This window comes from Goodfellowiella coeruleoviolacea, from assembly GCF_024171785.1.
Taxonomy (GTDB): Bacteria; Actinomycetota; Actinomycetes; order Mycobacteriales; family Pseudonocardiaceae; genus Goodfellowiella; species Goodfellowiella coeruleoviolacea.
Window position 1 is genome coordinate 52,457 of sequence record NZ_JAMTCK010000014.1, and the last position, 18,853, is coordinate 71,309.

General features: G+C 70.0%; 20 protein-coding genes. 4 read left to right on the forward strand and 16 right to left on the reverse strand.

What is annotated here, in order from left to right; genetic code table 11:
* Window positions 1-34 precede the first annotated feature (34 nt).
* A complete protein-coding gene (locus LX83_RS27025; protein ID WP_253776338.1) occupies window positions 35-1,291 on the reverse strand; it encodes a styrene monooxygenase/indole monooxygenase family protein in 1,257 nt (418 codons plus the stop codon).
* A gap of 209 nt (window positions 1,292-1,500) precedes the next feature.
* Here LX83_RS27025 and LX83_RS27030 point away from each other — a divergent pair, with 209 nt between their 5' ends.
* On the forward strand, window positions 1,501-2,562 hold the full coding sequence (locus tag LX83_RS27030; RefSeq protein WP_253776340.1) for a CobW family GTP-binding protein: 1,062 nt from the start codon (window positions 1,501-1,503) through the stop codon (window positions 2,560-2,562).
* Between the two features lie 302 nt (window positions 2,563-2,864).
* Here LX83_RS27030 and LX83_RS27035 read toward each other — a convergent pair whose 3' ends face one another.
* Complete coding sequence (locus LX83_RS27035; RefSeq protein ID WP_253776342.1) at window positions 2,865-3,338, reverse strand: tautomerase family protein; 474 nt, start codon at window positions 3,336-3,338, stop codon at window positions 2,865-2,867.
* Window positions 3,339-3,435: 97 nt separating this feature from the next.
* Between LX83_RS27035 and LX83_RS27040 the strand changes: the two genes are divergently transcribed.
* Window positions 3,436-3,906 carry a winged helix-turn-helix transcriptional regulator gene (locus LX83_RS27040; protein WP_253776344.1) on the forward strand — a complete coding sequence of 157 codons (471 nt, stop codon included), beginning with the start codon at window positions 3,436-3,438 and terminating at the stop codon, window positions 3,904-3,906.
* A 369-nt stretch (window positions 3,907-4,275) separates the two neighbouring features.
* Here LX83_RS27040 and LX83_RS27045 read toward each other — a convergent pair whose 3' ends face one another.
* Window positions 4,276-4,650, reverse strand: coding sequence for a VOC family protein (locus tag LX83_RS27045; RefSeq protein WP_253776346.1), 375 nt, complete (start codon window positions 4,648-4,650; stop codon window positions 4,276-4,278).
* A 275-nt stretch (window positions 4,651-4,925) separates the two neighbouring features.
* Window positions 4,926-6,551 (reverse strand): FAD-dependent oxidoreductase, encoded by a 1,626-nt coding sequence (locus LX83_RS27050; RefSeq protein ID WP_253776348.1) that lies wholly within the window; start codon window positions 6,549-6,551, stop codon window positions 4,926-4,928.
* A gap of 76 nt (window positions 6,552-6,627) precedes the next feature.
* On the opposite strand from LX83_RS27050, the gene LX83_RS27055 reads away from it, so the two are divergent.
* Both LX83_RS27055 and LX83_RS27060 read left to right on the forward strand, forming a co-directional pair.
* Window positions 6,628-7,287, forward strand: coding sequence for a TetR/AcrR family transcriptional regulator (locus LX83_RS27055; RefSeq protein ID WP_301328993.1), 660 nt, complete (start codon window positions 6,628-6,630; stop codon window positions 7,285-7,287).
* A 42-nt stretch (window positions 7,288-7,329) separates the two neighbouring features.
* Complete coding sequence (locus LX83_RS27060) at window positions 7,330-8,586, forward strand: macrolide family glycosyltransferase (protein WP_253776352.1); 1,257 nt, start codon at window positions 7,330-7,332, stop codon at window positions 8,584-8,586.
* Here the strand turns inward: LX83_RS27060 and LX83_RS27065 are convergent.
* The 12 genes from LX83_RS27065 to LX83_RS27120 all read right to left on the reverse strand — a co-directional run bounded on the left by LX83_RS27065 (window position 8,498) and on the right by LX83_RS27120 (window position 18,806).
* Window positions 8,498-8,848, reverse strand: coding sequence for an antibiotic biosynthesis monooxygenase family protein (locus tag LX83_RS27065; RefSeq protein WP_253776354.1), 351 nt, complete (start codon window positions 8,846-8,848; stop codon window positions 8,498-8,500). The two genes, LX83_RS27060 and LX83_RS27065, sit on opposite strands and share 89 nt — an antisense overlap.
* Window positions 8,849-9,044: 196 nt before the next feature.
* Window positions 9,045-9,995, reverse strand: a complete 951-nt coding sequence (locus LX83_RS27070) for a pirin family protein (protein ID WP_253776356.1) — start codon at window positions 9,993-9,995, stop codon at window positions 9,045-9,047.
* On the reverse strand, window positions 9,988-10,305 hold the full coding sequence (locus tag LX83_RS27075) for a GNAT family N-acetyltransferase (protein ID WP_253776358.1): 318 nt from the start codon (window positions 10,303-10,305) through the stop codon (window positions 9,988-9,990). Before LX83_RS27075 ends, LX83_RS27070 begins: the two co-directional genes overlap by 8 nt.
* 87 nt (window positions 10,306-10,392) lie before the next feature.
* Window positions 10,393-10,593 (reverse strand): DUF397 domain-containing protein, encoded by a 201-nt coding sequence (locus LX83_RS27080; RefSeq protein WP_253776360.1) that lies wholly within the window; start codon window positions 10,591-10,593, stop codon window positions 10,393-10,395.
* Window positions 10,594-10,688: 95 nt separating this feature from the next.
* Window positions 10,689-10,889 carry a DUF397 domain-containing protein gene (locus tag LX83_RS27085; RefSeq protein ID WP_253776362.1) on the reverse strand — a complete coding sequence of 67 codons (201 nt, stop codon included), beginning with the start codon at window positions 10,887-10,889 and terminating at the stop codon, window positions 10,689-10,691.
* Window positions 10,855-11,745, reverse strand: a complete 891-nt coding sequence (locus tag LX83_RS27090; RefSeq protein ID WP_253776364.1) for a helix-turn-helix domain-containing protein — start codon at window positions 11,743-11,745, stop codon at window positions 10,855-10,857. Before LX83_RS27090 ends, LX83_RS27085 begins: the two co-directional genes overlap by 35 nt.
* Window positions 11,746-12,066: 321 nt before the next feature.
* A complete protein-coding gene (locus LX83_RS27095) occupies window positions 12,067-12,909 on the reverse strand; it encodes a polysaccharide lyase family protein (RefSeq protein WP_253776366.1) in 843 nt (280 codons plus the stop codon).
* Window positions 12,909-14,486, reverse strand: a complete 1,578-nt coding sequence (locus LX83_RS27100) for an alkaline phosphatase D family protein (RefSeq protein WP_301328994.1) — start codon at window positions 14,484-14,486, stop codon at window positions 12,909-12,911. Before LX83_RS27100 ends, LX83_RS27095 begins: the two co-directional genes overlap by 1 nt.
* 29 nt (window positions 14,487-14,515) lie before the next feature.
* Window positions 14,516-15,343 carry a carbohydrate ABC transporter permease gene (locus tag LX83_RS27105; RefSeq protein WP_253776368.1) on the reverse strand — a complete coding sequence of 276 codons (828 nt, stop codon included), beginning with the start codon at window positions 15,341-15,343 and terminating at the stop codon, window positions 14,516-14,518.
* Complete coding sequence (locus LX83_RS27110; protein WP_253776370.1) at window positions 15,340-16,251, reverse strand: carbohydrate ABC transporter permease; 912 nt, start codon at window positions 16,249-16,251, stop codon at window positions 15,340-15,342. Before LX83_RS27110 ends, LX83_RS27105 begins: the two co-directional genes overlap by 4 nt.
* Before the next feature lie 3 nt (window positions 16,252-16,254).
* Window positions 16,255-17,535, reverse strand: a complete 1,281-nt coding sequence (locus LX83_RS27115; protein ID WP_253776372.1) for an ABC transporter substrate-binding protein — start codon at window positions 17,533-17,535, stop codon at window positions 16,255-16,257.
* Entirely contained in the window at window positions 17,532-18,806 is a 1,275-nt protein-coding gene (locus tag LX83_RS27120) for a Gfo/Idh/MocA family protein (protein WP_253776374.1), read from the reverse strand. Before LX83_RS27120 ends, LX83_RS27115 begins: the two co-directional genes overlap by 4 nt.
* Between the last annotated feature and the right edge of the window lie 47 nt (window positions 18,807-18,853).

Genomic DNA, 18,853 nt, shown 5'->3' on the forward strand with positions numbered 1-18,853 from the left:
CAACTTCTCGGGTGATTCCGCTCGGCCTGGTTACTCACCTCGCCGCCAACCCGTGGTGCACCCGGCTGAGGAAGGCACCGGCCGACTCCGGATCGAAGAACCAGTCGGCCAGGTCCTCGGGGTTGTCGAAGGCGTTGGCGAACCGGTCCGCCACCTCGGCGTGGTGCTGCCCGGCCGCCAGCAGCAGCAGGACGTGGCGCGGCGGTGGGGCCAGCATGGCGTTGCTCCACGCGGTCGCGTGCCTGGCGCGCGCCCAGTAGGCCGCGAACGCGGCCCGCATCCAGTCGCCGTCGAAGGGCCGGTCGCCGTGGCCCAGGATGGCCTCCAGGTACAGGGCCGCGGCCAGGCTGGCGTTGTTGGCGCCCTGCCCGGTGATCGGGTCGTTGCGCACCACCGCGTCGGCCATGCCCAGCACCAGGCCACCGGACGGCAGCTGGGCCACCGGGTGGCACACCACCGGCGGGTACCGGCCGACCAGGTGGCCGCCCTCGTCGGTGAGGTCGACCGCACCGCAGCGCTGGTGCTCCCACGGCACGAACCGCCGCATCAGTTCCAGGGTCCGGTCCAGGTGGGCCCTGGGGTCAGCGCGCAGCTCGTCGAACACGTCCAGCGGCCCGCCGGGCAGCGCCTCGAAGAACAGGATGTCGCACGGTCCGCCCCGGGTCAGCGCCGGCATGACGAACAGCTCGCCGAGCCCGGGCAGCAGGTTGCACCGCACCATCGGTTCGGGGTGTTCGGGCGCGGGCAGCATGCCGTGCACATAGACCGCGGACAGCGCCCGCTGCGGTCTGCTGTGGACGGTGTGCTCGTCGTCGCGGGCGAACAGCCGGCTCAGCTCGCCCTTGCCGGTCGCCACGACGATCAGGTCGTACTCGCCGTCGTGGGCCAGCTCGTCCAGGTCGTCGGCGGTGACCGCGCTGGTCCACAGCCGACCGCCGGCCGCCTCGAACATCCGCATCCAGGTGGCGAACTTCACCCGCTGGTCCACCGACTGCGCGGGCCGCCGCAGCCGGCCGAACCAGTTGACCGCCGGTTCACCGGTGTCGCCGGCGGCGACAGCCACGCCGACGCTGCGGATCTGCGGTGCCTGCTGCGACCACAGGTCCAGTTCGTGCCGCCGCTCGTGGGACAGCGCGGTGTCGAACATGCACTGGGTGGACATGACGGGCCCGTCCCACACCTGGTCCGGCGTGCGGTCGGAGGCCACGGTGACGTGGTAGCCGTGGCGGCGCAGGCCCAGTGCCAGCTGGAGGCCGGACTGACCAGCGCCCACGATCAGGATTTCGCGCATTGTTGTTCCTTCGCCGACGAGCCGGAGCGGATGAGTAAGGGGGCGATCACACAGCGTGCACAGAACATGGTGCACCCGGCTGACCGATCCGGGGCAGCGCGATCACCGGGGCCGGAAGGGGGCCGGCGGCCGCGCGTGCCCGCCGGTTAAGCTGACCCGAGGTGGCCAGTCCCCCTCCGGTGACCAGTTCGTGCGCTTCAGGAGCCCATGTGAGCAGGGAGTCCGCCCCGAGCGGGGACCGCGTTCCCGTCATCCTCGTCGCCGGCTACCTGGGATCGGGCAAGACCACGTTGCTCAACCACCTGCTGCGCAGCAGTGGTGACACCCGGATCGGCGTGATCGTCAACGACTTCGGCCGGATCAACATCGACGCGCTGGCCGTGGCCGGACAGGTCGACACCGCCCTCGCGTTCGGCAACGGCTGCCTGTGCTGCGTGGCCGACGCCGACGGCCTGGACACCGCCCTGGCCCGGCTCACCCAGCCGAGCGCCGGCATCGACGCGGTGGTCATCGAGGCCAGCGGGATCGCCGAGCCGCGCACCCTGGTCCGGATGGTGCTGTCCAGCGAGGTTCCCCGGGTGGACTACGGCGGCCTGGTGGAGGTGGTCGACGCGGCCGAGTTCGAGGCCAGCCGCGCCCGCCACCCCGAACTCGACCAGCACCTGCGCTTCGCCGACCTGGTGGTGCTCAACAAGACCGACCGGGTCGAGGCGGACACCACCGACCGCCTGGTGCAGCTGGTCGCCGAGCTGAGCCAGGGCACCCCGGTGCTGCCGACCGCGCACGGCCGGATCAACCCCGAGCTGCTGTTCGACCGCCGCACCCGGCCGGCCCGCCGGACCGAGGCCCGCCAGCTGTCCCTGGACGACCTGCTGCGCGAGTACCACGAACAGCACGACGGCCACCTGCACGACGCCTACCAGAGCGTGGAGTTCAGCACGGCGCGGCCGGTGAACCCGCGCCGGCTGATGGAGTTCATCCGCGCCCGGCCCGGCGGCCTGTACCGCGCCAAGGGATTCGTCCACTTCGGACTACCCGGTCACGACGACAAGTTCACCGTGCACGTGGTCGGCGGCTACGTCCGCTTCACCCGCTCCCGCTGGCAGCGCCAGGAGCCCAGGGCGACCAGCCTGGTGCTGATCGGCACCGACCTGGACCGCGGAAACCTGCTGTCCGCGTTGGAGTCCTGTGTGGACGCCGAACCGGACACCGCCGACGAGAACGGCATCCTGCACGTGCTCCGGCACACCGACGACCAGGGCGTGGTGTAGCGGCCACCCGGCCGCCGCTCCCTGATCGAACGAAGAATCCTGAAACACGCCGTAGTTGTCGCGGGAGAGCCCGACGGCCCCGTAACCGGGCAGCCCGAGCTTGATCGCCGGCAGTGCGCAGGCCCACATCAGCCCCGCCAGATGTAGGTTCCCAAGATTGTTTTCCGTTTCATCTTTGTTTGATCTGGGTGGATGGCGGGCTTCTCATCGAGTTTGCGCACAATCTGTCTCACCGACTTTTCATTTCCCTCGCCGGAAGGCCATCCTGCGATGCGATGCCCGCGGAGCGGGCCGAGCTGTCCTCACCGGCGGCCGGCGAGTCTCCGGTCCGCGTAGGCGCGTCCCTTCTCAAGGTCGCCCATGACGAACCCGGCGATGTCGGCAAGGGTCGCGATCCGCCCACCGCCGCCCCACGTGCCGTCCGGGATCTCGTTGGCGAACACCCAGACGCGCCGCGGGTCACGCTCGTAGGTGCCGGCCTCGGCGTCGAGCACCGCGTTGGTGACGGCCTCGACCATCGCCTGGCGGCGCTCGTCGTCGAACTGGCCCTGTGGCACCGACGCGACGATGCGGTAGCGCGGCTCCCCGGCGGGCTCGCCGGCGACGAACACGGCCGTGGGCCGGTGCAGGAACACCCACGCGAGTGAGCGAGCCGCAGGATCGGCGGGGTCGGCGCCCTCGTGCCGCAACAGGATGTCCGTCAGGGTGGCGAGCAGTTCCTTCTCCACGGTCGCGGGTAGGGCGCCGTCGGGGATGTACGCGTCGAGCATCGGCATGGCAGAACCTTCCGTCGACCTGGGTTGCATATCTAAACTCAGACCGACGCTACGATGCTGGGTCGAGGAAGTCAACTCAGCGGTCTAGGGTGACCACATGGAGGACCGAGCCGCCTACAGCGCTGAGAACTGCTCCATCGCCCGCACGCTGGCCGTAGTGGGCGAGAAGTGGACGTTGCTGGTGCTGCGCGAGGTGTTCTACGGAGTCCGGCGCTTCAGCGAACTGCACGCCAACCTCGGCATCGCGCGCAACCTGCTCGCCGCCCGCCTGAGCACCCTGGTCGACCACGACATCCTGCGGCGTACCACCTATCAGGAACCCGGTGCACGTCCCCGCCAGGAATACCGGCTCACCGACAAGGGTCGTGATCTGTTCCCGGCCTTGGTCGCATTGCTGCAATGGGGCGACACCTACCTCGCCGACCCGGCCGGCCCCGCTGTGGTGATTCAGCACCGGGGCTGCGATCAGCCCGTCTCCGTCGTCCTGCGCTGCGCCGCCGGTCACGGCCCCCTCACCACCCGCGACACCCGGCCGAGCCCCGGGGCAGGCGCGCGTCGCGCCCGCTGACCCGATCGGGTGGGCGTCTTGTGGTTGATTCTCACCGAACCTGCGTAGGCACAAGACAGGCGCAAATTCAGTGAGAGAGCGCAACCGGGCATGAGAAGCACAAATCTTCGTGCTTGGCGAAGAAGGTACCGCTCGGCCGCGGCGCTGGACACCGGAATCCCGGTCGAGGCAACCGGCCCGCGCAGTGCACTGATCGCGTCGGTGGCCCCGCCGATGGTGATGTACGACTGCATCCTGGGCCGGCCGATGCTCACCGCTGCGCAACTGGAGTCCATAGTGGACGGTGTACTGCTGCCGCTGGTGGACTCGGCCTAGGCCAGCGCCGGGCCCGGCCCTGCGTGGCAGGGCCGGGCGGCCGCGGTCATTCGCCTACAGGTAGGGACGGGTGATGATCTCGATGGCGTGGCCGGCGGGGTCCTTGAAGTAGACGCCGCGCCCACCGTGCTCGGTGTTGGTCTCGTTGGGGCGCTTCATCTGCGGGTCGGCCCAGTGCTCGATGCCGTCGGCGCACAGCCTGGCGTACGCGCGGTCGAACAGCTCGTCGTCCACCAGGAACGCATAGTGCTGCATCTGGATCTCCACCGGCGGCTCGGCGAACTGCAACAGCACCCCGTCGGAGAGCTGGATGTTGGTGAACGGACCCCACGACGGTGCTTCCGGCAGCTCGAAGAGCGCCCGGTAGAACCGCGCCGACTCCTCGCGGTCCTTGCTGGCGATGATGGTGTGGTTGAAGGTGACTGGCATGGAGGGCTACTCGCTCTCGTTCGCTGTGCGTGGCTTGGGTGTGCGAGAACTGCGTGCTCTCGCGGTGGGCCACGCGGCGAACGCGTCGGGCGGACTGCACACGCCCGGGCCGCGGTCAGCGCTCCACCGGATCGCCTTCCCGTGCATGGCGTCCAGCCGTCCCGGTGATCACGGGCAGAGCATAGGCGTCACGTGTGTCCGCTCGCAACCACTCCCCTGGCGTTCCCGTCCACGTCGCTCGTGCGCTGGGTGGCCGGCAACCGTTGTGCGCCGTCTCAACCGTCCACGTGCGACGATCGGGCTGTTTCCGGCCGCGCTCCTCGCACGCCGGCCCAGCGCCGGAGCGCGGCGTCGAGTTCCCGCCGGGCGTGGCCGTCGGCTCGGGCGCTGGCGGCCCACGCGATGACGCCGTCCGGGCGCACGAGCAGGCTCGGCAGCGACACGTCGGCGGCGGGATCCGCCACGGCCGCGATCCGGTGCTCCGCCTGGCGCACCGCGTTGACGAACCGGCCGTCCGGAGACCGGTCGACGAGCACGAAACGGCCGTCGTGCGCGAAGTCGGCGAGTCGACTTCCGGTTGTCAGCTCGACGTCCCCGGCGATCGAGCCGACCGGCGCGGCCGTCTCCTCGGCGACGTCGTAGTGCTGGGCTATCCCGGAGGAGAGCGCGATCACGCGGTTGAGCACGCCTGGCACGGTGAACAGCTCAGCGCCGACGACGTCGCGCAGTCGCGCGGTGTGCTCGTCTCCGCGCAGGAGGGCGACCTGCGCCCGCGTCCAGTCCAGCACCCACGCGGCGATCGGTTGCCGCTCGGTCTGGTACGTGTCGAGCAGTCCCGCCGGCGCCCACCCGTTGACGGTCGCGGCGAGCTTCCACCCGAGGTTCACCGCGTCGCCGAGCCCGAGGTTCAGACCCTGCCCACTGAACGGCGCGTGCACGTGTGCGGCATCGCCCGCGAGCAGCACTCTGCCGTGCCGGTACGACCGCGCCTGACGAGCGTTGTCCGACCACCGGGTCGCCCGGCCGTGCAGGCCCGTCAGGGTCACCGGAACCCCGGTGACCTCCCGCACGACCTCCTGCAGTTCGTCGAGTGACACGGGAGCGTTCCGGTCCCGCGGTTGCGTCCCGAACCGCGCGACGAGGATGCGTCCCGGAATCGGCCCGTAGGCGTAGATGCCGCGCGGCGTCCAGGTCCACCCCCGGCGCAGCCCGCTCGGATCGTCGAGGTCGACGATCGCCTGATACCCCACCAGCTGCGGATCGGTGCCGACGAAGTCGATGCCGAGCTGCTTGCGGATCAGACTCCGTCCCCCGTCGGCCGCGACGACCCATCCGGCGGTGACCTCACCCGCGTCGGTCTCGACGACGACGTCGGCGTCGTCGCGCAGGTCCGCGCCCGTGCCGCGCACCCCGTGCACCTCGACGCCGCGGCGGATGTCGACGCCGAGTCGGGCGCAGTGCTGCCCGAGCAGCAACTCAAGGTCGTGCTGCGGCACCAGAACGGCATTGGCCACGGCCGTGTGCGCGGCCAGCACGGGATCGTCCTGGTCGACCAGGTCCTCGCGGAACAGCATGCCCGCGAAGTGCCCCGTGGTCGGGAACCGGCGAGCTGTCCGCCTGGCCGCGTCCACGAGCCCGCGCACGGTGTCGTTCGCGCTGCCGTCCGCGAACGCGCCAGCGGCCGCGATCAGGCGCCGGTGCACCTCCGCCGCGGCCGGCAGCAGGCCGCGCCGGTCGAGGATCTCGGCACTGGCGACATTGATCGATCCCGCCTTGATGGTCGCGTCCGGCTTCTGGAGCCGCTCCAGAACCGTCACCCGCACTCCCTGAAGCGCCAGCTCGCTGGCGAGGAGCAGGCCGGTGGGCCCGGCTCCGATGACAACCACGTCCGTTCGCCGCACAGCACGATCCTCACTTGATGGGTTTACTCGGTAAGCTTACCGAGTAAACCTAATACCCGAAAGGTAGCGTTGTCACATGCCGAATCGAGGGGATCGAGGCGGAGCGCGAACCCGAGCACGCATCGCCGAGGTCGCGACCGAACTGTTCCTCGAACGCGGGTTCGATGACGTGACCATCGCCGAGGTCGCCGCGGCGGCCGGCGTGTCGAAGGTGACCGTCTTCGCGCACTTCGAACGCAAGGAAGACCTGCTGCTCGACCGCCTTCCCGACGTCATCGACATCGTGCGGACCGCGATCCGCGACCGCGCGGACGGCCTCGATCCGGTCGAGGCACTCCGTCAGGCCGCGCTCGCGCTTGCCGCACAACGACATCCGCTGTCCGGCCTGAGCGAGGGCGCGGACGTCGAACCGTTCGTGCGGACGCTCATGGCCTCCCCCGCGTTGATCGCGCGACTGCGCGCGTTCGCGCACGAGATCGAGACAGAGCTGGCCGCCGCACTGCACGCGGACGCCGGGTTCTCCGGTGACAGCACGCTGACCGCCGCACTGCTCGTTGCCGCATATCGGACAGTCGCCGCCGAGTCGCTGCGCCGGCGACTCGCCGGAGACGATCTCGCCGACATCGCCACGGCGCACCAGCAGCGCGTGAACGCGGCCTTCGACGCCGTCGCACACGGCGTATCAGCCAGTCATCGCCCCGCACCCCGCCAACCGAAGCCCAGGCGGCGCCGGTAATCCGATGCGGCGGCGGCCTCGTCGTTCCTATGCTCGTCGGTCATGCCACAGCACGTGTTGTTCGTCGCACTCACCGGACACGGCCACGTCACCCCGACCCTGCCGCTGGTCGGGGAACTCGTTCGCCGGGGCCACCGGGTGGACTACGCCACGGCCGCCGAACACTCCTCGGCCGTGGCGGCCGCCGGTGCCCGCTGGGTGGCGCTGCCGTCGATGGCGCCGTTCACCCCGCCAGCGCAGGTCGGCCCCGAGGTCATGGCGGCCTGGTTCCGCCACTTCTTCGCGGCCATGCGCGCGGCCTACCCGGTGCTGCTCGACCACTGCGCCACCCAGCGGCCCGACGCGATCTGCTACGACGCCACGAACTGGCCGGCCCGGCTGGTGGCCCACCGGCTCGGCATCCCGGCGGTGCGCTGCGTTCCCCACCTGGCGTCCAACGAGACGTTCTCCCTTGACGCGCGGCTGACCGCCGGACTCGACCCCGCGCACCCGGGCATGGCGGCGTTCGCCGCCGACTGCGCGCACTTCTCGGCCGAGCACGGCGTGCACCTCGACCCGGCCGGCACCGTGGATGTGCCAGCAGCGCTGAACCTGGTGTTCGTGCCCAGGGAGTTCCAGCCGGCCGCCGACAGCTTCGACGACCGCTTCCGGTTCATCGGACCGCTGCTGGACAGCCGGCGGCAGCGGGAGTCCTGGTCGCCGCGCGACCCGGACGCGCCCACCCTGTTCGTCTCGTTGGGCTCAGTCATGACCGACGCCGCGTTCTACCGGACCTGCCTGGCGGCCTTCGGGGACGGACCCTGGCAGGTGGCCATGACCGTGGCCGACCAGGACACCGCCGCACTGGGCACCGTTCCATCCAATGTGGACATCCGGCCGCGCTTCCCGCAACTGGCGGTGCTCCGCCACGCGGCGGCGTTCATCTCACACGCCGGCATGAACTCCATTATGGAGGCGCTGTGCCACGGCGTCCCGCTCATCACGTTCCCCCAGACACCCGAGCAGGTCGCCAACGCCGACCGGGTGCGCGAACTCGGCCTTGGCGAGCGACTGGACGCCACCGCGCTCACCCCCGAGGCCGTGCGGGACGCGGTCACCCGGGTCAGCTCCAGCCCCGCGATCCGCACGAACCTCGACCGGATGCGCAGGTCCATTCAGGACAGTGGTGGCGTGGCCCGTGGCGCTGACGAGATCGAGCGCCACCTCGGCATCACACCGACTGCCGCTGGGGGTGGTGGATCGACCGGACCCGGACCAGCGTCGGGTCCCACTTCTCCGCGATGGCCGTCGCCTCGGTGAGGTGCTCGCGCACGTCGGCTCGCCGCAGCGCCTCCTGGTGGTGCCGTTCGCTCGCCCACTGCGCGTAGTTGATCACGCGAGTCCCGTCCAGGCTGGCGTGCAGGTTCGCCGAGATGAAACCGGGCACAGCGACGAAGATCCTTCGAGTGGCCTCGTCCAGGGCGTTGACCAGTTCGGCCTGCCGCGCCGGGTCAACGGTGAACACGTTCACCAGCGTGACCAGGTCGGCGTCAACGGTGATGGTTGTGGTGGGACTGCTCATGGCCCGCTTCCTCCAGCGAGTGGTACAAGATACGAGTTAGCTTGCTAATTCAGATTAGCAGGCTAATCGAATGGTTGGCCACCGGCACCGACCGACCTGTTGACCAACCGCCTGGTTCCCGGAGAACTTCGGACACGAGAAAAAAAGGGGGTGGCCGGCCAGCCACCCCCTGCAGCGGGTCAGGTCTGCCCCGCCCCTACCCCCGCCGGCGTGGGGTGAGCCGGACGTTGGGCAGTTCGGGCGCGGGGATGCGCAGGCCGTCGTGCCCGGCCACGGCACCGAAGCGCGCGTCGCGGTTCTCCCAGTCGGCGCGCGCCCTGGCGATCTCGTCGTGGTCGCGCCCCACGAAGTTCCACCACATCACCAGGTCGTCCGGGAAGGGCTCACCGCCCAGCAGCACGGCCCTGGCGTCCTGGACCGCACCCACGGTCAACTCGTCCCGCCCGGTGCCCAGGTAGAGCAGCGGACCGGCGGCGGCCCGGACACCGGCGATCTCCAGTTCACCCTCGATGACCAACACCGCGTACTCGAAGTCCCGGCGCAGCGGCAGCGCGGTCACCGTGCCGGCCGGCACCTTCAGGTCGGCGCCCACCAGCGGGGTGTGCGCGGTGGCCGGTGAGACCGCGTCGCCGAGCGCACCCATCAGCACGGTCGCGCGCAGGTTGTCCACTGTGAACACGGGCAGGGTGAGGTGCTGCTCGAAGCTCGGCTCGATGTCGGCCCGCTCGGCCGGCAGCGCGACCCACAACTGAACGGCGTGCAACAGCGGCGTGTCCCCGAGGGAGAACTCGGAGTGGGCGATGCCCCGGCCGGCGGTCATCAGGTTGAGCTGACCGGGACGGACCACCACGTCACTGCCCACGCTGTCCCGGTGCCGGATCTCACCGCGCAGCGGCCAGGTCACCGTCTGCAAACCGACGTGCGGGTGCGGCAACACCCGCATGTCCGCGTGCTGCGGCCCGAACTGGTCGAGGAAGCACCACGCGCCAACGGTGGGCAGCCCGCGCTGGGGCAGCACCCGGTCAACCGTGACCGCCCTGATCCCACCGAGCGGCACCGCCCGCGACGGGAAGAACTCGGTGACCGGCCCCGGATTGGCCGCCGACCGGCACGGCGTCACGGTCGGCTTCGCCTCCAGGTTACTCACCGTGGTCGCTCCGCTGCGCCTCGACGTGCGCCGCGTACTCCGGCCGCTTGGCGACGAAGTCCGCGATGAACGAGCACAGCGGAACGATCACCCGTTGCCGGCGCACCGTGTCGTCGAGCGCTTCCCGCGCCAGCACCTTGCCGAGCCCCTGCCCGCCGAAGGCGTCGGCCACCTCGGTGTGGGTGAACAGCGTCCGCTCACCCCGCTCCAGGTACTCGGCGAACCCGGCGAGCTGGTCCCCCACCCACAGCTCGTACCGGTTCTCGTCGTCGTTGCGGACCACGCGCTGGGCCGCCGCCTGATCGCTCATCTCGTCCTCCTGGAGAGCCACACCCTCACTCAACGCAACCAGGCGGACGGCCCAGTGATTCCACCTGACCTCGACCTTGTCACCAGGTCATTGTGTCAGCCGCTCGGCCTTGGCCGAGGTCAGGAACGCCCGCCACCGGGCCGGCGTGAACCCGAGCACCGGCCCGTCCGCGTTCTTGGAGTCACGCACGGCTACCGCAGCAGACCCGAACGCCACTTCGACGCAGTTGACGAGTTCGTTTCCGTTGCTGTAGCTACTCGTCCGCCAAGAAGGAGCCTGGTAGGTCATCTTGCGTCCTCTCGGGTGAGCCTTGCTCGTTGGCCAATCCGGCCAGGAACACCCAGGATGGCGACTCAGCGAGCTGGTCCCCAACCCACACCAGGTCATTGTGTCAACCGCTCGGCCTTGGCCGAGGTCAGGAACGCCCGCCACCGGGCCGGCGTGAACCCGAGCACCGACCCGTCCGCGTTCTTGGAGTCACGCACGGCCACCTCGGCTGTACCGAACGCCACCTCGACGCAGTTGACGAGTTCGCTTCCTTTGCTGTAGCTACTCGTCCGCCAGGAAGGAGCCTGGTAGGTCATCTTGCGTCCTCTCGGGTGAGCCTTGCTCATTGGCCAATCCGGCCAGGAACACCCGCGATTCTGCCTCGTCCAGCGCGAGGTTATCGAGCCGTTTCCACTCCTTCCGGCACATCTCGATGTCCTTCTTCTGCTCCAGGAACACCCCGGCCACAGCGGCCTCCATGTACACCACCGCACGCCTCTCCGGCAGCTCCATCAGCACAAACGGGTTGGCCAGCGCCTTCAAGCCGAGGGACGCCGGCACCACCCGGATGGTCAGGTGCGGTCGGGATGCCTTGAAGATCAGGTGCACCAACTGCTCTCGCATGACCTCCGGGTCCTCGAAGCGACAGCGCAGCGCGTGCTCGTGGATGAAGAACCCAGCCGGGGTCGGAAACTCCCCACGCAACACGTGCTGTCGCTGCTGCTTCGCCGTCACCAACGGCTCGATCTTCTCCTCGGGCACATCCTCCGCACGTGCGGCTTCCCTCATGTATCCGGGCGTCTGGAGCAAGCCTGGAATCAGCAAGGGCTCGTAGTTCACGATGTGGACCGCGTCCCACTCGTGTCGCAGATAGATCTTGGTGCGCATGTCCAGCCCATCCGAGTCCCTGTCCAGCAGATCTGGCTCGTTGGCGTGGGCGGCCATGTAGAGCAGGCGGTCGCGATCGGCGCCGGTCACGCGGCAGACGGCCAGGTAGGCGATCACGTCCTGGACGCGGAACCGGGTCTTGCCCGTCTCCATGCGGGACACCTTGCTGGGGTCCCAGCCCAGGATGTGCGCCAGGTAGGTGCCCGTCAGCTTCTGCGCCTCACGCCGGATGCGCAGTTCCTCTCCCAGGGCTCGGCCTTGGACCGTGGACAGCGCGTCACCCATGTCACGTCCCCTCTCCGGGATATGAGATCAACGCCGAAACCCTAGGCCCACAAACGCGCTGAATTGCCTGTCTCACAACGCATTTCGCTCGAAAGTTTGACGGCTTGGGCGGCCCGCAAAACCCTGCCACCGTGGGTAGGTCTCGGGCGCCCGCGGGAGGTACGGCGCCGGGGGCGGCGGCCGCTGATCGCACCAGCGGCCGCCCGTTCCCGCGTCCCCTTACCCCGCTCGCCCCCGGTTCACCCGAATGGCCCTGCCTGAACGTGCAACTCGCGGGGTTTGCAAAGTCAACTCGCGCGTTTGTGAAGGTGAAACACGATCTCAGCGTCGGGGTTCGAACACGCCGAGGGCGTCGTAGGCGTGCCAGGAGCCGGTGGCCTTGCCCAGGGTGAGCACGTTCTCCCCGGCGCGCAGCGCGGCACGCGGCAGCGTCAGCTCCACAATGGACGGACGCAGCGGGTTTCCCGGTGCGGTGGCGTCGCCCTGCAGCGATCCCTTGGTGGCGCCCTTCTCCAGCGCCACCGCGGCCACCGCCGTGTCGTTGCAGGACACGTCGAGTGTTCCGGGGTTGCTGGCGTGCGTGTCGATCAGCCAGACGGCCAGCGCCAGGTCCCCGGTGGGCTGGGCCGGCAGGGTGAAGCGGAACCGGAAGGTGTGCGCCTTGCTGCCGGCCCACTTGTCGGCGGGACCGGGGTGCAGGTACGGCCAGTCCGCGCCCGGGGTGCTCACGCCGTGCGTGTAGTCGGCGTCCTGCGGGAAGCGGGTCGGGTACTGCGCGTAGCCGTTGGGGGCCAGGGCGAGTTCCAGGCTCTTGCGGTCGAACTGCCCGATCACGGCGACGGGCCGGCCGCTGACGGTCACCGAGTCGGTGGACGCGGCGCGCACGGCGTTGGTGGCGCGGCTGGCGTTTCCGGCCGCGTCGACCGTGACCACCCGGTAGTACCAGGTCTGGCTGGTCGGGCCGAGGTTGTTGTGCCGGTGTCGCGTGTAGACGGTCTTGGTGATCAGGTTCGCCGGGCCGGGCTGGAAGTCCCGCTCGGTCGAGCCGTACACGGCGAAGTGGTCGACCAGCGGGTGGTAGGAGTCCGCCTGCCAGGTCAACTCGATCCAGCCGAGGCCGCCCTGGCCGGCCAGTCCGCGCACGGGTTTCACGGTCGCGCCCATCACGCCTCCCGGTTCAGTCCTGGCCGGCCGGCCTCGGTGACGAAGCGGGCCACGGTGGAGACCGGGGCCTGGTCGTCGCGCTGGATGTGGTCGACGACCTTGAAGTCGGCGGTCAGCCGCTCCGGGGTCAGCGTGCAGTGCACGTAGCCCCGGCGGGCGTCGTAGAGCTTGACGTGCGGGTTGCCCAGCCAGATCGGGGCGTAGCTGTCGGTGGGGGCGCCGTCGCCGTCCGAGCCGACCGAGCTGACCACCAGCTCGCTGCCGATGGTGGCCGAGTCGGGGTCGGTGAAGTCGGCCTTGAGGTCGGCGGCGACACTGCGGTGGATGTCGCCGCTGAGCACCACGAAGTTCTCCACACCGTAACGCCGGACCGCGTCGAACACCCGGTCGCGGTTGGCGGTGAAGCCGTCCCACATGTCCATGCTGAACGTCGTGCCAGGGCCGGTGTCGCGGTCGATCTGCGCCATCACCACCTGCTGGGCCAGCATCGTCCAGGTGGCGTCGGAGCGGCGCAGGTTGTTGGTGAGCCAGCGCTCCTGCTCGGTGCCGAGGATGGAGCGGGCCGGGTTCGTGTGCTCGCCGCCGGCCGTGCTGTCGGTGGGCGGGGCGTCGCGGTACTGGCGGGTGTCCAGCACGTTGACGTCGGCCAGCCGGCCCCAGCCCAGCCGGCGGTACAGCCGCATGTCCGGGCCCTGCGGCAGGGAGGTGCGGCGCAGCGGCAGGTGCTCGTAGTAGGCGCGGTAGGCCACGGCCCGCTGGCGCTCGAAGTCCTCGGGCGAGACGCCGTACTCGCTGTGCGCGTCCGCGTAGTTGTTCTGCACCTCGTGGTCGTCCCATGTGGACACCCAGGGCGCGGTGGCGTGCGCGGCCTTGAGGTGCGGGTCGGTCTTGGTGAGCGCGTACCGGAGGCGGTACTGCTCCAGGGTTTTCACCTCGACCGCGTGCGCGCCGCCGACCTGGACGCCCTGCCGCCACAGGTTGCTGGCGGTGATGGCGTACTCGTAGATGTAGTCGCCGAGGAAGAACACCAGATCGGGCTGGTCGGCGGCGAGGTGGCGGTGGGCGGTGAAGTGGCCGTGGTACCACGCCTGGCAGGAGGCCAGGGCGAAGGTGAGCCGGTCGACCCGGTCGCGGGCGGCCGGCGCGGTGCGGGTGCGGCCCACCGGGCTGATCTCGCCGCCGGCGCGGAACCGGTAGAAGTACTCGCGGCCGGGGCGCAGCCCGTCGACCTCGGGGTGCACCGAGTGGGCCAGTTCCGGGGAGGCGACCGCCCGGCCGCGGCGCACCACGCGGGAGAACCGCTCGTCCTCGGCGACCTCGTAGTACACGTCGATGTCGCGGCGCGGCATGCCGCCGTGGCCGTCCTCGGCCAGCGGCTGCGGGGCCAGCCGGGTCCACAGCACCACGCTGGTCGGCTCGGGGTCGCCCGAGGCCACGCCGAGCTGGAACGGGTCGGCCGGGACGTTGTCGCCGCCGGGGGTCTGCGCGTTGGCCGGGGCGCCGGTGCCGAGCACCAGCGCGGCGGCGCTGACCCCGGTCAGGCCGAGGAACGTCCGTCTGGAGGGCAGGTCGATCAACCCGTTGCTCCGCTCTGTCTGGTGTGGACTCACTTCAGGCCGCCCGAGGTCAGGCCGGCCACGATCCGGCGCTGGAACAGCAGCACGGCGATGACCAGTGGCACGGTGACGACCACGCCGGCCGCCATCTGCGTCCCAAAGGGACTGTCGAATCCGGACACGCCACCGAACTGGGAGATCCGCACGGTGGCGGTCTGCGTCTCCGGCTGGTTCACCATGCTCAGGGCGATGATGAACTCGTTCCACGAGGTCACGAACACGATGATCGCGGTGGTGAACACGCCGGGCACGGCGATCGGCAGGATCACCTTGCGGAAGGCCTGCCACGGGGTGCAACCGTCCACTCGGGCCGCTTCCTCCAGCTCGAAGGGCAGCTGGCGGAAGAAGGTGGTCAGGTTCCACACCGCCAGCGGCAGGGCGAACGACATGTTGGGCACGATCATCGAGTGGTAAGTGTTGACCCAGCCGATGTCGGTGAACAGCTTCAGCAGCGGAACGATCAGTGAAATCCCGGGAAACATCGACGTGGCGATCACCAGCGACAGCACCAGGTTCTTGAACCTGAAGGTCAACCGGGCCAGGGCGAAGCCGGCGAGCGTGCCCAACAGGACGGTCAGCACCGTGGTGGTGCCCGCCACGACCAGGCTGTTGACCAGCGACTGGCCGAACGCGTTGTTCCCGCCGAACACGGCCTGGTAGTTCTCCAGCGACCACGGCGAGGGCAGCGGCGACTTGTCGAAGATGTCGCTGGTGCGGCGGAAGCTGGACACCACCATCCAGTAGAACGGCGCCAGGCAGTAGCACACGATCAGCGCCACACCCAGATACGGCGCCCAGCGGCGAACCAGGGCGGTCATGCCGACACCTCCGACCTGCGCCGGGCCCGCCGCTCTCCCAACAGGTCGGCGCCGAGCAGTTTGACGAACACGAACGCGATGACCACCACGTACAGGAACAGGATCACCGAGTAGGCGGCGGCCGGACCGTAGCGCACCTGGTTGGCCTCGTTCCAGGCCAACATGGACAGTGTCTCCACCGCGCCCTTCTGCGGTCCGACCAGGACGAACGGCAGGTCGAACATGCGCAGCGCGTCCAGCAGCCGGAACAGCACCGCCACCAGCAGCGCGGGTTTGACCAGCGGCAGGGTCACCCGGCGGAACTGCTGCCAGGCGCTGGCGCCGTCCAGCCGGGCGGCCTCGTAGACGTCGTTGGGGATCAGCTGGAGGCCGGCCAGCACGAGCAGGCCGACGAACGGCGCGGTCTTCCAGCTGTCCGCGACGATCACCGCGATCTTGGCCGGCCAGCCGTCGGAGGTCCACAGCAGATCCGTGCCGAGCAGCGTGTTGGCCACGCCGTCGGCCTGGAAGATCCACCGCCACAGCAGTCCGGACACCGCGGTCGGGATCGCCCACGGCACCAGGATCGACGCGCGCACCAGGCCGCGGCCGCGCATGGCCCGGTGCATCACCACGGCCATGGCCGTGCCGAGCACCACCTCGATGGCCACCGTCACCAGGGTGAACACCGTGGTGTTGGCGAACGCGGTCCAGAACCGGGCCGCGCCCACCGCGTCGGCGTAGTTGTCCAGCCCGACGAACCGGTCCCCGGACACGATGAACCCGGACTCGTCCAGCTCGTCCCCGCTGCGGTGCAACGATTCCCGCAGCGCGGCCAGCAGCGGGTAGCCCACCACCAGCGCGAGCACCAGGAACGTCGGTGAGAGCAGCAGTGCGGCCGTGCGCCCGGCGCGCGCGGTCGTGTTCATGCGTCAGGTCCCCTGGGCGATCTCGGTCAGCTTCTGCTGCATGGTGGCCAGTGCCTGCTCCGTGCTGGTCTGGCCGGACAGCGCGGCGTAGACCTGCTCCTGGATGACGCTGGAGGCGTCGCCGTAGCGGACCAGTTCCGGGCGCGGCCGGGCGGTGTTGATGGCCTGCTCCAGCACCTGCAGGTACGGGTACTGCGCCTGGAGTTCGGGGTCCTGGTAGATCACCGGCCGGGTCATCGGGTACGCCGAGCCCTTGGCGTGGGTGCGCTGGGTCTCCGCGCTGGTGAGGTACTTGATGAAGTCGCGGGCCGTGGCCTGCTTCTTCGAGAACGCCGACACCGCCAGGTTGTTGCCGCCCAGCATGGACACGCCGGGGCCGTTGACGCCGGGCAGCACGGTGACGCCGAACTTGCCGGGCACCTGCGAGGAGCCGTCCGAGGCGTTCATCAGCGCGTAGATGTAGGCCCAGTTGCGGTGGAAGATGAGCTTGCCCTGCTGGAAGGCGCGGCGGCCCTCCTCTTCCTTGTAGGTGATGGCCTCGGCCGGGATGGTGCCGTCGTGGAAGCTGTTCACCAGCAGGTCCAGGCCGGCCTTGGCCTCGGGCGTGTTCAGCTTGGGGTTGCCGGCCTGGTCGGTCACCTCGCCGCCGGCCGAGCCGACCGCCTCGGCGAAGTTGATGGCCAGGCCCTCGTACTTGTCGAACTGGCCGGCGTAGCAGGACGCGCCCGCCGCCTCGGGCAGCGCGAGCACCTTGGCGCAGGCCTCCTTCAGCTCCGCCCAGGTCTTCGGCACCGCCACGCCGGCCTTGTCCAGCAGGTCCTTGCGGTAGTACAGCATGCCGGCACCGGTGAAGTGCGGGATGGCGTAGAGCTTGTCGCGGTACTCCGAGCCCTTGACCGGGGCGGCGAAGTAACCGTCCACATCGAACTGGTCCTTGGGCAGCTCGGTGACCCACCGGCGGGCGGCGAACTCCGCGGTCCACGGCAGGTCGATGGTGATCACGTCGTAGCTGTCGGACTGGGTCTGGGCCTGCTGGATGAGCTGCTGGCGCTGGCCGTCGGCGCCCTCGGGCAGGTCGACGATGCGCACGGTCTCGTCGGGGTGGGCCGCGTTCCAGGTCTCCACCAGCTTGGGCACCGTGCCGGTGCCGTCCTTGAGCGTGGCGAAGGCGATCGGGCCGCGCCCGTTCGCGTCGCCGGTGGCCGTGTTCGACGACCCGCCGCCGCCACAGCCCGCCGCGAGCAGGGCGCTCACCGCGAGCACCGTTGTCAACGCCCGTTTCATCGTGCTTCCTCCGGTTGTGCTGGCTGGGGCAGGCTGACCACGGTGCCGGTGCGGCGGGCCTGCTCCGCCGCCCACACCAGCCGGTGGGTCTCCAGGCTGTCCCGGCCGTTGGTGAGGATCAGGGTCGGGTCGCCGGCGGCGACCGCGGCCACGAAGGCGTTGACCAGTCCCTGGTCGCCGCCGCCGTGTCCGTCGCCGGCGGTGGCCCCGCCGGCCGGGGTCGAGGTCAGCACCTCACTGGTGTCGTGCAGGAAGTCGTGCACGGTGAGGGTGTCGCCGTCGCCGTCCAGCGAGCCCCTGGTGCCGAAGACACGGGTCTTGCGGTGGGCCCCCGGGGCGAACGCGGTCATGGTGAACGAGGCGGTGACACCACCGGTGTACTCGATGTTGACCACCTGGTGGTCCACCACGTCGTTGTCGCACGCGTACACGCAGCGGCCGTAGGGGCCCTCGCGTAACGCCCGGCGCACGCCCGCCTCGGTGCGGTCGTCGGTGAGCACCGACAGCGGCCACTCCCGGGTGTCGTTGAGCATCGGCAGGTAGATCCGGGGGGCCGAGTAGGGGCAGTTCGCCTCGACCGCGCAGTCCAGGCAGCGGTCGGCCGCGCCCTCGGGGCGGCGCTGCGCCCGGAACTCGTAGAGCCCGCCGAACGAGGACACCCGCACCGCCGGCCGGCCGATCACGTGCGCCAGCCAGTCCAGGTCGTGGCAGGACTTGGCCATCAGCATGAACGTGGACTCGTCCTCGCGCCGCCAGTTGCCGCGCACGTAGGAGTGCGCCTGGTGCCACCAGCCCACCGGCTCCAGGTGCTCGACGCTGACCACGTCGCCGATCCGTCCACTGTCGACAACGCTCTTGAGCAGCCGGGAGTAGGGCGTGTAGCGCAGCACGTGGCAGACGGCGAGCATCACCCCGGCGTCCTCGGCCGCGGTGACGATCCGCTCGGCGTCGGCCTCGGTGGTGGCCATCGGCTTTTCCAGCAGCAGGTGGTAGCCGAGACCGGCCAGGGCCACGGCCGGATCGGCGTGGTGCTGGTCCTGGGTGGCGATCACGGCCACGTCGGCGAGGCGGGGCTGGGCGAGCAGCGCGCGCCAGTCATCGAACACGGCCTCGGGCGGCACGTCGTAGCGCAGCGCGAGCGAGTCCCTGGCGAAGGACCGGGGCTCGGCCACGGCCACCACGCGGGCGCGGCCGGTCTGGGCGAAGCAGGCGGCGTAGGTGCTCCCTCGGGAGCCCGCGCCGACGATGGCGACGGTCACCGGTCTGGACAAGCGCTCATCTCCCCCACCGTAGGGTTATTAATGAAAGTTCCTTTAAT